The following is a 15,206-nucleotide window of genomic DNA, read 5'->3' as shown; positions in this document are numbered from 1 at the left end:
TCCCAGTCGCACGGTTTGGAGGTATCGGTATCGATGATTGTGTCACCCTACCCGCCGGTGCGCGGCAAGATCAACGGTCGAGCCAGCCCAGCGAGAACCGAGCGAAGTAGACGCTTTCGTATGGGCCCTTCTTGCCGCGCTCGTACAGACATCCAATAGTGCCGTCGCTGAGTTCCGAGAGATCGGAATAGGCTGAAGGGCCTTCGTGCAGCACCCTCCCTTTTGACCATGTCTCGCACGCGTCCTGGCTCACGCGCACGGTCATGCGCTCGCGTTTCGTGCTGGCCGGGTTGCTGAACAGGAACCGCGGCTTTCCGCCTTCGAGGTCGAGACGAAGGCAACCCGCCTGACACACCGGCTCTACTAACGCGCTGTCCGGTTCGGGTTCGCTCCAGGTAACGCCACCGTCGGCGCTGCGCGAAATGTGCCTGCGGTTCTTTCCATGATAGCTCCTCATGTTGAGGTAGAGGCCGCCATCGGGAAGTTCGAGCAGTGTGGATTCGTTGCAGTGCGGTCCGGCTGCGCCAAGCAACGTCCACGTCTCGCCCATGTCGTCGCTCGCGATCGCGTGCGAATACCACGTTGAAGGGTTTGGCGCCAGCGAATGGTTGCAGGGCACGACGATGCGCCCATTGCGTTGCGTTCGAATCCCGTGACATGGGCCTGTCGCATACCACCGCCATTCGGGTTTGCTAACTTGTTGCGTGATCTCGCGCGGCGTTGTCCACGTGTTCCCGTCGTCTACGCTTTTCATTGTCCATACGGTGCATGGCGCCGCGCTGCCGTCGAGGATTTCGTCCTCCCGGTCGTCGCCCGGATGTTTCGTAAAGACCAAGATGACCGTGTTGCTCCTTAGATCGACAATTGGGGCCGGGTTGTTGCAGGACATTGTGCCGTCGTCAACGATGACCTGGTGTTGCGACCATGTCGCTCCTTTGTCATTGCTCCGTTTCAGTACAATGTCGATATCGCCGTAATCGCTCGCGCTGTTCCTACGCCCCTCGCAGAAGGCGAGCACCGTACCATTCGCAGTTGTGACTACGGCGGGAATGCGGTACGTGTCGTACCCTGCATCGCCTGCGACGAAAACGGTGACTTGGACAGGTTCGTGTTTGGGGCCGCCGGCATGTGCAGCGGGAAGAGTAATCACAGCCACTGCGAGCAGCAGGGTGAGGCAACGTTCGAAGCGGGAAAAGGCACGCGTACTCATGCGGCGAAGATTAGCATGATGACATTGCAGAACTCACTCCGATGACGCGCCCGGCGCGAGTGCCTTGCGGTGCGCGAACGATCCGGTCGCGACGCCAAGCGCGGCAAGAATCGTCATGATTGCCATGAGAACCAAGATGACTGGGCTTTTGCCAAACGCTGCGTCGCCCCTGCGAATGCCGTCGAGCGTCGCGAATAGCGCAATGTAGAACACTCCGAATGCGAATGCCCACGCCGTGGTTAGCGCGTGGGCCCGGCGCGGGTCACGCGATGCCACGAATCCGTAGAGCAGCCAGACCACGATTCCGTAATCCACGACCCAGAGGGGCCACCATTGCCAATGGCCCCAGTTGATTACGGCCTCGCCGATCGCGAGACCTATCGCGAATACCAGTGCTGTGTAGCGGCTCCATGCAAGCGCCATATCGAAAACTCCTTGGTCAAGCCGGGACCATGCATACTTCGTTTATCTCGCTCCCCGGATTAGGGTACAGTGTGGCATCTGAGGGGTTCACACGGAATTGTCATGACGAAACGCCGTTCGCTTCCGCCGATTGATCAACACAGCCCGATACCGATATTGCGCGTCGACGAGAGCGGCATTATCTGCGACCACAATGCCGCCGCCGCGGCACGGTTTGGCCTCAGCGGACATCGCCGCCGCCGCGCCGTCTCGCTTATACCCGAGCTGAAAACGATTTCGCTTGCCGAGATTATCGAGAACGGCGTGGAAACCGAGTTGACGGCGACCGCGGGTCCAGGCGCGGCGCATCTAACGATTGTTGGATATCCCGCGGATCGCGTGCTACAGGTGTATTGCGTTTCAAGCGGAACTTCGCGCGCTCTCGACGAGGCATCAGGTGAGTCCGGAGGCCAAGCCCAACAACTGCTCCTGTCATACCAGCAGCAACTGAAGGAGTTGTCCTGTATCTACGGGCTGGCCGAACTGCTTCGCACGCGGGACACCATCGAGGAAATATGCGAAGAGCTTGTGCGCCTGATTCCGCCGGCGTGGCGGCACCCGGATTGGGCGCGCGCACGAATCTTGTTGGATGGCCGCGAATACGTGAGCCAGCAGTTCGAGGAGACGCGGTGGGGACAGTCCGCCGCGGTGGTCGTCAACAATCGCGCGCGCGGCATGGTGCAGGTGTTCTACGTGCGCGAAGTGCCGGGCTCGCGCGAACACGGCCCGTTCCTCGCCGCGGAGCGCAAACTGCTCGACGCCGTGGCGCGGACGTTGGGGGAGAGCATCGAGCGGCGCGAGTTCGAGGCCGATAACCGCCGCAAGGCTATCATTCTGGCGCAGGAGCGTAACCGCCTCGAAACAATCCTGCGCGGCATGGGCGAGGGCGTTGTCGTTTCCGACACAAACGACATCGTTCTTATGATGAACGCCGCGGCCATCGACTTGCTCGGCCTTCCCAGGCGCGAACCAATTGCCAAGGACTTCCTGTCCTTGCTCACCGACCGTGATTTTTGCGCCGCGTGGCGCGAACGGGGAAGCGACGGGGAAGATTTTGCCAAGCTCGATTTGCGCGTGGGGGACCCGCCCGTCCGCACGCTGTCGGTCTCCCGTGCACGCATCCCCGAGTTGGTGCAGGGGGAAGACTGCTTCGTTACGATTCTCCACGACGTGACGAAGGAGCGCGAGATCGATCAGATGAAGACCGATTTCGTGTCTGCCGTCTCGCACGAACTGAGGACGCCGATGACGTCCATCAAGGGATTCGTGCGCACGATTCTGCGCGATCCCGACATGTCCCGGGACGTACACGAACATTTCCTCACCATCATCGACGAAGAAACCGATCGCCTGATGCAACTCATCGAGTCCCTGCTGGAAATGGGGAGCATCGAATCGGGGCGTGCCGTGCTCGACCTTGCGCCGCTCGATCTCGCGCGTCTGGTTGAAACCATCGTGTTATCGCTCAAGCCCGCGATGGTCGCGAAACGCATTTCGTATACTTCAAACTTCCCGGACGATCTCCCCGCGATCAGGGCGGACGCGAAACGGGTGTATACGATTGTCTGCAATTTGCTCGAAAACGCAACCAAGTTCACGCCGGAAAAGGGCAAGATTTCGTTGTCGGCTTCAAAAGAAGGGGACCATGTCGTGATTCGCGTCGCGGACACCGGGCCGGGCATCCCGGCCGAACACGCGGAGCGCATCTTCGAGCGGTTCTATCAGGTCCGCGGTGGCAGCGAAAAGGCCCCCGGCGCCGGCCTCGGATTGTTCCTCGTGCGCGAAATGGTTACACTGCATGGCGGCACGGTCAGCGTCGAAAGCAAACCGGGGAGCGGCGCGACGTTTACCGTCCGCTTGCCCATTGGCGGGCCCGACAGCGGCGGAACTGGGTCATAGGGGACGAGGATGAGCACCGACTTGCCGGACGAACCGCGGCACTATGCCGTGCTGGTGGTCGAAGATGATCCGCATACCGCAGAGCTGCTTTCGTACACCCTTTCGTCCGCCGGTTTCCAGGTGTTCACCGCCGCCAGCGGTCCCGAAGCCCTGAGGAAGCTTGAGATTGTCATGGTCGATCTCATTGTTTCCGACGTCATGATGCGCGATATGGATGGGTTCGTCATGCGCGAACGGATTCTTCAGGACGGCGTTTTGCGCGACATCCCGTTCGTATTCCTTACGGCAAAGGGAACGTCCGAGGATCAGATTCGCGGATTGTCCACCGGAGCGGACGAATACGTGACGAAACCGTTCGATCCGCAGGTGCTGGTTGCGCGCATCAACGCCATTATGCGCCGCCGCGAGAATTTCTCGCGCGTCGCGCGCCTGGACACGCTTACGGGACTGCTGAACCGTCAAACGTTGGAGCGCGATGTGCAGCGTGAACTCGCCCGCATCAAACGTTACCCCTCGCACGGCTCGCTGGTCTTCCTCGACATCGACGGGTTCAAACAGGTCAACGATCAGTTCGGGCATGCGGCGGGCGATCGCGCACTGTTGCACCTTGCGTCCGCGTTGACGAAAGACATCCGCAGCGTCGACATCGTCGGTCGATACGGCGGTGAAGAATTCGTGCTCTACTTTCCGGAAACGCCCGAGCCCGTGGGCGTTCGCATTGTCGAACGTATGATGGCCATGTTCCGCAATCTCTCGAAAAACGAACTCAACGGTCCGCTCACGTTCAGTGCGGGCGTGGCCGAGGCGCCGCGCGACGGCGCCGATTTCGCCACACTCGTCGAAAAAGCCGACCAGGCGATGTACACGGCGAAACGCCAGGGCAAAGCCCAGGTGATTGGCTGGCGGCCGGACATGGTGCCGCGCACCTAACCGGAGAGCGGTCAGTTCCCCCGGACAATCGACGTCCCGATTCTGTTACACTGCCGAGCCGGAGGGTATTTCATCACCATGCAAGCAAACATTCGTACAAATAAGGGCACTATTCGCCTGGACCTCTTCGCGGAGCAGGCGCCGATCACCGTTGCGAATTTCGTCAATCTCGCGCAGCGCGGATACTACGACGGGCTGACGTTTCACCGTGTCATCGCGAACTTCATGATCCAAGGCGGCTGCCCGCAGGGTACCGGCACCGGCGGGCCGGGATACAAGTTTCAGGACGAATGCACGCCCGCGTTGAAACACGATCGCCCGGGAATTCTTTCGATGGCGAACGCGGGGCCGCGCACGAACGGCAGCCAGTTCTTTATCACGCACGTGCCCACCGACTGGCTCGACGGCAAGCACACCGTGTTTGGCGCGGTGGTGGCGAAGGAAGACCAGGCGGTCGTGAACAGCATTGCGCAAAACGACCGAATCGAGTCCATCGAAATCTCGGGGGACACCACGTCGCTGTTTGCAAAGACACAGACCTATCTTGACGACTGGAACGCGGTCCTCGACAAGCGGTATCCCAAAAAGCGGTAGCGCATCCGCGCGCGGCGCGCCTAGCCAACGCCGTTGTCTACCGCTCGTTAGGTTGTTGTGACGCGCCATTTCTTGATACTTCCGCCGCCAATCGCATACAATTTTGCATGTATGTGCGGGTAACTCATTTGCCTGCAAATGTCTTGGTACAAATTGCCGCTCTCCGGGGGGACGCGCGGCGTTGTTTTGGCGCGGAAGCGCCGTGTTTGCGCGAACTTGCGCACGCCCGGCGCGCCGTGGCCGGCACGAAACAAGCCGCCCATCCTCGGCGTTATCTCACTGAAGAAAAGCGCCGACGACGGCGAGGAAAGGCCCATCAACCGTGAGCACCGAAGCACGCGTAATAGACGATCCCGATGGCGTACTCGAAGACGAGATTCGCGAGTGGATACAGTCGCTCAACTACATTCTCGAACATCAGGGCGAGGAACACGCCGTCGCGCTGATCGAACGGCTTCGCACACACGCAGAGGCGCGGGGCGTGCAACTTCCCTTCACGGGCAACACGCCTTACGTGAACACGATTCACGCGGACGATCAGCCGCCCTACCCGGGGAACCGGGACATCGAGCGCCGCATCAAGAGTTTTATCCGCTGGAACGCGATGGCAATGGTCGTGCGCGCGAACCGCGAAGAGAGCGGGATTGGCGGCCATATCTCGACCTTTGCGTCGGCCGCGACGCTATACGAGGTGGGATTCAACCATTTCTTCCGCGGCACGGGAAAGGACCATTCCGGGGACCAAATATACTTCCAGGGTCACGCCGCCCCGGGTATCTATGCGCGCGCGTTCCTTGAGGGACGCTTGACGCAGGAACAACTCGAAAACTTCCGCGCGGAACTCCAGCCGGGCGGTGGACTGTCTTCGTATCCGCACCCGTGGCTCATGCCGGAGTTCTGGCAGTTCCCAACGGTCTCGATGGGCCTCGGCCCGATCATGGCGATTTACCAGGCCCGGTTTAACCGGTACCTCGAAGACCGCGGATTGAAACTGGACGCCGGAAACAAGGTGTGGGCATTTCTTGGCGACGGTGAAACAGACGAACCGGAATCGCTCGGCGCGATTACCCTCGCCGCCCGCGAGAAACTGGACAACCTCATCTTCGTTATCAACTGCAATTTGCAGCGTCTCGACGGTCCCGTGCGCGGCAACGGAAAGATTATCCAGGAACTTGAAACCCTGTTCCGCGGCGCGGGATGGAACGTTATCAAGGTTATTTGGGGCGGCGACTGGGACCCCCTGCTGGAGAAGGACAAGGACGGCTGGCTGGCGACGCGCATGGGCGAAATTGTCGACGGCCAGTACCAGAAGTACACGGTCGAGAGCGGCAAGTACATTCGTGAGCACTTCTTCAAGGGCGATCCCAAGCTCATGGCGCTCGCGCGTTCGATGTCTGACGAACAACTCCGCAAACTGAAGCGCGGCGGGCACGATCCCGAGAAGGTTTTCGCGGCATTTCGAGCGGCGGTGAATCATCAGGGCCAACCGACGGTGATCCTTGCGAAGACCATCAAGGGGTACGGGCTTGGCGAGAGCGGCGAGGGCAAGAACATCACCCACCAGCAGAAAAAGCTGAACGAAGACGAGCTGCGGGAGTTCCGGACGCGGTTCGCCATTCCGATTTCGGACGAAGACGTCGCGCTCGCGCCGTTCTACAGGCCGGCGGAGGACAGCCCGGAAATCGCGTATCTCCGCGAGCGCCGCGAAGCGCTTGGCGGATGCGTGCCCACGCGCGCGACGCAGTGCGCGCCGCTCAAGACGCCGGACGTATCAGTGTTCGAGGAATTTCACAAAGGCAGCGAAGACCGCGCTATCTCGACGACCATGGCGTTTGTGCGCATCCTGTCGAAGCTGCTACGGGACAAGGAAATCGGCAAGTACGTCGTCCCGATCGTTCCGGACGAAGCGCGCACATTCGGTATGGAAGCGCTGTTCCGCCAGATCGGCATCTATTCGCACGTGGGCCAGCTTTACGAGCCGGTCGATTCGGATACCCTTATTTACTACAAGGAAGCCAAGGACGGCCAAATTCTCGAAGAGGGAATTACCGAAGCGGGATCGATGTCGTCCTTTATTGCCGCGGGCACCGCGTATTCGACGCACGGCATACCGACGATTCCGTTCTTCATTTACTACTCGATGTTCGGTCTTCAGCGTATTGGCGACCTCATTTGGGCGGCAGGCGACATGCGCTGCCGCGGCTTCCTGCTCGGCGCGACCGCCGGCCGCACGACGCTTGCCGGCGAGGGCCTTCAACATCAGGATGGACACAGCCACGTATTGGCGTTGCCGGTCCCCAATCTGATCGCGTACGACCCGGCCTTTGCCTACGAACTCGCCGTCATTATCCGCGACGGCATCCGGCGCATGTACGAAGAGCAGGAAAGCGTCTTCTACTACATCACAGTCGGCAATGAAAACTACCCGATGCTTGCGATGCCGGAGGGATGCGAACAAGGCATTCTTCGCGGCATGTACAAACTGCGCGCGTCGTCCCACAAGAAACTTAAGCTTAAAGCGACACTTCTCGGCAGCGGCGCGATTTTGAACGAAGCGCTCAAGGCGCAGGACCTGCTCGCGGAGAAGTTTGGCGTAAGCGCGGATGTCTGGAGCGTGACGAGCTATAAGGAACTGCGCAAAGACATCGTCGACGTGGCGCGTTGGAACATGCTTCACCCGGGCGATGCGCCGCGCGAGTCGTACGTGACGCAGTGTCTAAAGAACGAGCCGGGCCCGATCGTGGCCGCGTCCGATTATTTGAAAGTGCTGCCGGACGCGCTCGGCCAGGCGATGTCGCAACGCCTCGTCGTGTTGGGCACGAACGGCTACGGACGCAGCGAGTCCAGGAAGATGCTGCGCGATTTCTTCGAGGTCGATGCGCGCTGGATCGCATTTGCGACGCTGCACGGGCTGTTCCTCGATGGTAAAATCAAAGAGGACATTGTAAAGCAGGCGATGAAGACGCTCGAAATCGATCCGAACAAACCGAATCCCATGTACAGCTAAAAGGGGCCACAACGCAGAACATGTCAGTCGAATTCAAACTGCCCGCGCTCGCGGAGAACGTAGACAAGGTAACGGTCACGAAGTTGTTGGTTGCCGTCGGCGACGATGTCCGAAAGGACCAGCCGGTGATGGAAATCGAAACCGACAAGGCGTCTACGGAAGTTCCGTCGTCGGTTTCTGGTAAGGTGACGGAAATCCGCGCGCGGGAGGGTCAACCGCTTCGCGTAGGCGACGTTGTGATGGTTGTTTCCGGTAACGGCGCTCCCGCAGAAGCCGCCAAACCGGCGCCGCAGCCGCAGCGTCAGGACGCGCCGGTGAAACTCGAGGCGGTTCCCGCGCCGCGTGTAACGGCCCCCGCGCCTGTGGCCGCACCAGCGGCGCGTGTGTCCAACACGCCCGTGCCTGCATCGCCGTCCGTTCGCCGCCTGGCGCGCGAAATCGGTATTGACGTCAGCGACGTTCCAGGTACCGGTCCTGGGGGACGTGTGACCATCGAAGACGTCAAGTCGTTCTCGCGGCAAGCGCGGAATGATGTGCGTCCGGCGCGCGCTCCGGCGCCGGTCGCGGCGAGTCTGGCTTCGTCGTCGGAGGCGACTGCGTTCGGGGAAGTCGAACGGATTCCGATGAACAGCGTCCGGCGGCGCACATCCGAAAACATGACGCACGCATGGACCACAATTCCACACGTGACCCAGTTTGACAAGGCGGACATCACCGGCGTCGAGCGCTTCCGCCAGCAGTATGGAAAACGCGTCGAGGCCGCCGGTGGAAAGTTGACGGTTACGGCGATTCTCGTCAAGCTTCTTGCCACGGCGCTGAAAAAGTTCCCACAATTCAATGCGAGTATCGACGTACTGGCGCAGGAAATCACTTACAAAAAGTACTATAACATCGGCGTGGCGGTGGATACCGACCGCGGACTGCTGGTGCCGGTCGTGCGCAACGTGGATACGAAGAGCGTAATCGAGATCGCCGTCGAGCTTCAGGAAATGGCGGCCCGTGCGCGAGAGAAGAAGAACCGCCTCGAGGAAATGCAGGGCGCGACCTTCACCATCAGCAACCTTGGCGGTATCGGCGGCACGTCCTTCACGCCAATCATCAATCCTCCGGAAGCCGCGATTCTCGGCGTGTCTCGTGGACGGATCGAGCCGGTCTACATCGACGGAGCATTTCAGCCCCGCACGATGTTGCCGCTTTCCCTATCCTACGATCACCGCGTGATCGATGGCGCGGATGCGGCCCGGTTCGTTCGGTGGATCGTGGACGCGCTCGAACAGCCGCTGTCGCTACTTCTCGATAACTAATCGCCCCGGGGCCACATCGGGCAATCTTCTTCAAGGAACCAGAATGAGCACGAATAACGGCAAACGGACCGCCATCATCGGTGGCGGGCCCGGCGGATATGCGGCAGCGTTTGCAGCCTCCGACCTTGGACTTGACGTCACGCTTGTCGACGTCGAGCAGAACCCGGGCGGGGTCTGCCTCTACCGCGGTTGTATTCCCTCGAAGGCGCTGCTCCACGTCGCCAAGGTGTTGAACGAGGCGAAAGAGGCCGAACACTGGGGCATCCATTTCGAGCAACCTTCGATCGAACTCGCCAAACTGCGCGCAAGCAAGGATGCCGTCGTCGCGAAGATGACCGGCGGACTTGGGCAGTTGTGTAAGGCCCGCAAAATAAAGTTCATACAGGGCCGCGCAAGCTTCGACGATTCGACGACGATTAAGGTTGCGAGCGACGACGGAAAAGAGCAGACGATCCAGACCGACTTCACGATTCTCGCCGCCGGGTCGCGGCCTGCGACATTACCGGACCTGTTCATCGAGTCGGATCGAATCCTGAACTCGACGACCGCGCTCCAACTTCCCGACATACCCAAGACGCTGCTTGTAGTCGGCGGCGGGTACATTGGCCTGGAATTGGGATCGGTGTACGCCGCGCTCCGGTCCACTGTGACCGTCGTGGAGATGACCGACGCACTGCTTCCCGGAGCGGACGACGATCTAGTGACGGTCCTGTCGCAACGCATGGAGAAGGTGTTCCACAAAATTCATCTGGGTACCAAAGTCTCCGGCGTCGCTGAAAGCAAGGAAGGCATCACGGTCACGCTGCAATCCAAGGACGGCAAAGAGTTCAAGGAGACTTACGACAAGATTCTCGTGAGTGTCGGGCGCAAGCCGAATTCGAGCGGGTTGGGACTGAACAACACGAAGGTCCATGTGGACGCCCGTGGGTTTGTCGAAGTGGATGCGCAGCGCCGCACGACCGATCCCGCGATATTCGCGATTGGCGACGTCGCCGGCGAACCGATGCTGGCGCACAAGGCGTCGCACGAAGGGCGCGTTGCCGCGGAAGCGATCGCGGGCCATAACACCGCGTTCGAGCCGGCGGCGATTCCCGCGGTTGTATTTACGGACCCGGAAGTCGCTTGGGCGGGCCTCACCGAACGCCAGGCGCAGAAGGACGGGCGCAGCGTGAATGTGGCGCGGTTCCCGTGGGCCGCGTCCGGCCGCGCGACGACGCTGAACCGTCAGGATGGACTCACGAAGTTCATCACCGACCCGGAATCGGGCATGGTGCTCGGCGTCGGAATCGTTGGCCCCGGCGCGGGCGAACTAATCGCAGAAGGCGTGTTGGCCATTGAAATGGGCGCAACGGCAACGGACCTCGGCATGTCGATTCATCCGCACCCGACCCTCAGCGAAACGCTCATGGAGTCGGCCGAGTTGATCTTTGGAACCGGGACGCACGTCTACCGGCCACGCAAAGCAAACTAATAGCGTTACGACAGCATCCTTTTCAGGTGCTGCCCGGTGTAGGAGTTTTTCACCTTCGCGACCTGTTCAGGCGTCCCCGTCGCCACGACCTGACCGCCACGGTCACCGCCTTCCGGCCCGAGGTCAATAATCCAGTCCGCCGTTTTAATGACGTCGAGATTGTGTTCGATGACCAGCACCGTATTTCCGGATTCCACAAGGCGATGCAACACGTGGAGCAACTTGTCCACGTCAACGGCATGAAGCCCCGTCGTCGGCTCGTCGAGAATGTACAACGTGCGTCCAGTCTGGCGCTTCGACAACTCGGTCGCGAGCTTCACGCGTTGCGCTTCGCCGCCGGAGAGCGTTGTTGCCGCCTGGCCGAGCTTGATATACCCGAGCCCCACGTCGTTGAGCGTATCCAATTTGGCGTGCGCCGCGGGAATGTTTTTGAAAAACTCGCAGGCCTCCTCGACGGTCATGTCGAGCACTTCGAAGATATTCTTGCCCTTGTAGCGCACCTCGAGTGTGTCCCGGTTATAGCGCATACCCTTGCACTCCTCGCACGGCACGTACACGTCGGGCAGAAAGTGCATCTCGATACACAGCACGCCGTCCCCCTCGCACGTTTCGCAACGCCCGCCCTTCACATTGAAACTGAAGCGCCCGGGCTGATAGCCGCGTGCGCGCGCTTCCGGGACGCGGCTGAAGATATCACGGATGGGCCCGAACAGCCCGGTGTACGTCGCAGGGTTCGATCGCGGCGTGCGGCCGATGGGGGACTGATCGATGTCAATGACCTTGTCGATATGTTGAAGACCGTCTATCTTGGAATGCCTGCCCGGTTTCATCGGCGCCGTGTCGTACACAGCACGGTGCGCGGCGGGATATAGCGTCTCGTTGATGAGACTCGACTTGCCCGAACCGGACACCCCGGTGATGCAGGTGAAAAGCCCGAGTGGAAATTCGACATCGACGTTTTTCAGGTTGTTGTGCTGCGCGCCTCGGATGGCGAGTGACTTACCATTGGGCTTGCGCCGGGTCTTGGGCGCGCGAATCTGGAACGTGCCGGAAAGGAATTTGCCGGTCCAGGAGTCCTTCACCTTCATGACCTGCTGCGGCGTCCCTTGCGCGACGATGCGCCCGCCGTGCACGCCGGCGCCGGGGCCGAGGTCGATGACGTAATCCGCCGTACGGATCGTGTCCTCGTCATGCTCGACAACAATTACGGTATTGCCCAGGTCACGCAGGCGGGTGAGCGTGGCGATCAGTTTCTGATTGTCGCGTTGGTGCAGGCCGATGCTTGGCTCGTCGAGAATGTAGAGCACGCCCATGAGACCGGCCCCGATCTGCGTCGCGAGCCGAATGCGCTGCGATTCGCCGCCGGAAAGCGTACCGGCGTTTCGCTCCAACGACAGGTAGTCCAGTCCAACATTGACTAGGAAGCCAAGGCGCTCGCGAATCTCCTTGAGTACGCGCTCGGCGATCATTTTTTCGGTCTTGGACAGGTCAAGTCGCTTGAAGTAGTCCAATGCCTCGCCGATCGAAAGGCCCGTAACATCGAGTATCGATTTTCCGCCGATGGTCACCGCGATCGACTCTGGCCGCAGGCGCGCGCCCTTGCATGCAGGACAGGGCTTGCTGGACATGAACTCGCTAATGATCTCGCGGGCGCGCGCACTTTCCGTCTCCTTGAACCGGCGTTCCAAGTTGGGAATAACGCCCTCGAATGGCCGCTTGATCTCGACCGTCTTTCGGTCGTTCGAGTAGGAGAAATCTATCAATTCTTCGTCGGAACCGTAGAGAATCTTCTGTTGCACGCTCTCGGGCAGGCGCCTCCACGGCGTATGTGCGTCCTGCCTGTAATGCTTGAGCACGCATTTCAACGCGCGCAGATACCACGCGTCGACCATTCGCCTGGGGCTCCACGCCGCGACCGCGCCGTCTTCAACCGACAACGAGGGGTCCGGTATAACGAGTTCAGGATCGACTTCAATTGTCGTCCCTATCCCGGTGCACTCCGGGCACGCGCCGTGAGGGTTGTTGAACGAAAACATGCGCGGCGCGAGTTCCTCAAAGCTAATCCCGCAGTCCACGCACGCAAAATGCTCGCTCTGAAGCGTCTCAGAGACCTTCTTGTCCGGAGACTCCTGCCATATCCGAATGATGCCTTCCGCCAACCGGAGGCACGTTTCAACGCTGTCGGAAAGGCGCCGCGCAATTCCCGGTTTGACGACCAGCCGGTCGACGACCACGTCGATATCATGTTTCACGTAACGTTCGAGATCGATCTTCTCGTCAACCGTTCGAAACTCGCCATTCACGCGGACGCGGGTGAATCCTTGGCGCTTAATGTCATCGAATACTTTTTGGTACGTGCCCTTGCGCTGCCGAATCAGCGGAGCGAGCAATTGAATCTTCGTCCCGTCGGGCAGCGTCTGAATGTGGTCCACGATCTGCTGCGCGGACTGCGCTTGAATCGGTTTGCCGCAGTTATAACAATGCGGCCTGCCGATGCGCGCGAACAAGAGGCGCAGATAGTCGTAGACCTCGGTGACGGTCCCGACCGTCGAGCGCGGGTTTCGGTGTGTCGTCTTTTGTTCGATCGAGATTGCCGGGCTCAACCCCTCGATGTAATCGACGTCCGGCTTTTCCATCTGTTCCAGGAACTGGCGCGCATACGCGGAGAGGCTTTCGACGTACCGCCGCTGCCCTTCCGCGTATATCGTGTCGAACGCGAGGCTCGACTTTCCCGATCCGCTGAGGCCCGTGATGACCACCAGTTTGTCCCGCGGGATGCTGATATTGATGTTCTGAAGGTTGTGCTCGCGCGCACCGCGAATAACGATATTGTCGCGAAGCGAATTCTTCTTTGAGGGCATGGGTCTAAAGGAACTCCGGAATGTGTCCGAGCCGACCGCAGGCTTTTGAATTTGCAGCAAAGGAAGTTAATCAGCAGGGACGTTCCAAGAACTTATCATACACAATCGTCACGGAACGGATCGAGCGTCTGTCGGCCGAGGACAAGTACCGCCTATCTACTTTGCGATCCGATATACGCAAAGCATTGACGGGTCCGGCCACGGCGGATCGCGCGGACGATCTCGGTTATGCCCCAAGGTCTCCCATCGAATAATGTAATAGTGATTTGTCGAGTCCGATTGGCCGGAATCCCGCTTGATACGTACGCCAACGCCGGGAAATGAAGACACCACGTTACGCAACGTCCCGGGCAGTGGCGATGGTTCATCGGGCACGCGTTCCTCCGGCGTGAGCGTGGCCGGATTCAGCCGCCACCGCTGCGAGCCGTGCTTCACGTGTGACCACGCCTGGGTCAATGAACCGTCGCTTTCCACTTGCACCGGGCGCACGTGAATCTCACTCGTGATACTGCCGGGCCCGCGAAACTCCCAGCGGTACTCCCACGTTGTGAGTTGGCGAACCTGCCATTTCCCATTCTCGACCCGCGCATTGTAGATTTGCGTGTTCCCATTCGCGTCGAACTTGTGGTACGCGACAACCGCGCTCCGCGCGGCATCAAACCCGATTTGTGTGCATCCGTTTATCACGCCACCATTTACCGGTATTGGGTCGACAATTTCGGACGTCGCCAGCGTGATAGGGAGTTGGTAGGGTGTCCCGTCGCTTCGTTCCCAATGCACAAGGTCTTTGCTGCGCGCATACGATAGATCGTGGTTTGTGGTGCAGTCCGGTGTGTCGCGCCACACCCAGCAGACGTGGTAGTAGCCGTCCGGCCCCGTAACCGGTCCGACAAAATACGCATTGCGTTGTCGCTCGCCGTCAGTCAACGGCGTATCCATGAGCCGATTCCAACGCTGCGATACCGCGTCAAACGCGTTGTAGATTTGATTGCCGCCACCGCTGCTGCCGTCGCGATATGTGAAAACCAACTTTTCGCCCGGGCCGCGAAGGAACTCCGGATAGGTTACCCGATCTTCGTTTGCTCCGATCATGGATGGGACGCGAGTCAGAGTAGTAGCGTCGCCCGGCTGCTCGGAGCGAAAGTATTTCAGCGGAGCAACATGCATGTTTCCGGCCAAGTGCAGATTCCCCGCCGAATCAATGGCCATTACAATGCCGTTGTGGCTATCCCATTGAACGTGCTCGTCGAGCCGCGTAAAGCTCCAGATGCGCGAGTCCAACGTGCGCGACGCCACCGTAAGCTGCCTGTTGGCGTCGAAATACGCGACGTACTGATTCGGGGGCTTGGTGAGTAGGCAGAACCCGACGGGGTGACCCGCCCACACGGACTCGATATCGAGCGCTTCTTCAACACGCTGCGCATGCACCGCACAGGAAAAAATCGCCGCGAACAAGACGCAGCCCACT

10 protein-coding genes are annotated in these 15,206 nt (G+C 60.1%); 6 read left to right on the top strand and 4 right to left on the bottom strand.

Annotated features, from left to right (window positions below):
* Nucleotides 1-70: 70 nt before the first annotated feature.
* Nucleotides 71-1,210, bottom strand: coding sequence for an exo-alpha-sialidase (locus HUU46_13610; GenBank protein ID NUM54676.1), 1,140 nt, complete (start codon nt 1,208-1,210; stop codon nt 71-73).
* A gap of 33 nt (nt 1,211-1,243) precedes the next feature.
* The gene (locus HUU46_13605; protein ID NUM54675.1) at nt 1,244-1,633 is read right to left on the bottom strand and encodes a hypothetical protein; all 390 of its coding nucleotides are present in this window, start codon (nt 1,631-1,633) and stop codon (nt 1,244-1,246) included.
* 102 nt (nt 1,634-1,735) lie between these two features.
* Between HUU46_13605 and HUU46_13600 the strand changes: the two genes are divergently transcribed.
* The 6 genes from HUU46_13600 to lpdA all read left to right on the top strand — a co-directional run bounded on the left by HUU46_13600 (nt 1,736) and on the right by lpdA (nt 10,877).
* Entirely contained in the window at nt 1,736-3,571 is a 1,836-nt protein-coding gene (locus HUU46_13600; GenBank protein ID NUM54674.1) for a PAS domain-containing protein, read from the top strand.
* A gap of 9 nt (nt 3,572-3,580) precedes the next feature.
* Complete coding sequence (locus HUU46_13595; protein NUM54673.1) at nt 3,581-4,501, top strand: diguanylate cyclase; 921 nt, start codon at nt 3,581-3,583, stop codon at nt 4,499-4,501.
* A gap of 78 nt (nt 4,502-4,579) precedes the next feature.
* A complete protein-coding gene (locus HUU46_13590; GenBank protein ID NUM54672.1) occupies nt 4,580-5,095 on the top strand; it encodes a peptidylprolyl isomerase in 516 nt (171 codons plus the stop codon).
* 322 nt (nt 5,096-5,417) lie between these two features.
* On the top strand, nt 5,418-8,102 hold the full coding sequence (gene aceE / locus HUU46_13585) for a pyruvate dehydrogenase (acetyl-transferring), homodimeric type (protein NUM54671.1): 2,685 nt from the start codon (nt 5,418-5,420) through the stop codon (nt 8,100-8,102).
* A 20-nt stretch (nt 8,103-8,122) separates the two neighbouring features.
* A complete protein-coding gene (locus tag HUU46_13580) occupies nt 8,123-9,406 on the top strand; it encodes a 2-oxo acid dehydrogenase subunit E2 (protein NUM54670.1) in 1,284 nt (427 codons plus the stop codon).
* Between the two features lie 43 nt (nt 9,407-9,449).
* Entirely contained in the window at nt 9,450-10,877 is a 1,428-nt protein-coding gene (gene lpdA / locus HUU46_13575) for a dihydrolipoyl dehydrogenase (GenBank protein NUM54669.1), read from the top strand.
* Nucleotides 10,878-10,882: 5 nt separating this feature from the next.
* Here lpdA and uvrA read toward each other — a convergent pair whose 3' ends face one another.
* Both uvrA and HUU46_13565 read right to left on the bottom strand, forming a co-directional pair.
* Nucleotides 10,883-13,738, bottom strand: a complete 2,856-nt coding sequence (gene uvrA / locus HUU46_13570; protein NUM54668.1) for an excinuclease ABC subunit UvrA — start codon at nt 13,736-13,738, stop codon at nt 10,883-10,885.
* A gap of 156 nt (nt 13,739-13,894) precedes the next feature.
* A complete protein-coding gene (locus HUU46_13565; GenBank protein NUM54667.1) occupies nt 13,895-15,205 on the bottom strand; it encodes a BNR-4 repeat-containing protein in 1,311 nt (436 codons plus the stop codon).
* Nucleotide 15,206 lies beyond the last annotated feature (1 nt).

It is taken from the genome of Candidatus Hydrogenedentota bacterium (assembly GCA_013359265.1).
Taxonomy (GTDB): Bacteria; Hydrogenedentota; Hydrogenedentia; order Hydrogenedentales; family SLHB01; genus JABWCD01.
Note: the sequence above shows the minus strand (reverse complement) of the source record. Positions and strands in the feature narration are given on the sequence as shown.

Coding starts and splice junctions, on each gene's coding strand:
- HUU46_13605 (NUM54675.1), bottom strand. CDS start 1,633: ATGGCGCTTGCATGGAGCCGCTACACAGCACTGGTATTCGCGATAGGT.
- lpdA (NUM54669.1), top strand. CDS start 9,450: ATGAGCACGAATAACGGCAAACGGACCGCCATCATCGGTGGCGGGCCC.
- HUU46_13590 (NUM54672.1), top strand. CDS start 4,580: ATGCAAGCAAACATTCGTACAAATAAGGGCACTATTCGCCTGGACCTC.
- uvrA (NUM54668.1), bottom strand. CDS start 13,738: ATGCCCTCAAAGAAGAATTCGCTTCGCGACAATATCGTTATTCGCGGT.
- HUU46_13610 (NUM54676.1), bottom strand. CDS start 1,210: ATGAGTACGCGTGCCTTTTCCCGCTTCGAACGTTGCCTCACCCTGCTG.
- HUU46_13595 (NUM54673.1), top strand. CDS start 3,581: ATGAGCACCGACTTGCCGGACGAACCGCGGCACTATGCCGTGCTGGTG.
- HUU46_13600 (NUM54674.1), top strand. CDS start 1,736: ATGACGAAACGCCGTTCGCTTCCGCCGATTGATCAACACAGCCCGATA.
- HUU46_13580 (NUM54670.1), top strand. CDS start 8,123: ATGTCAGTCGAATTCAAACTGCCCGCGCTCGCGGAGAACGTAGACAAG.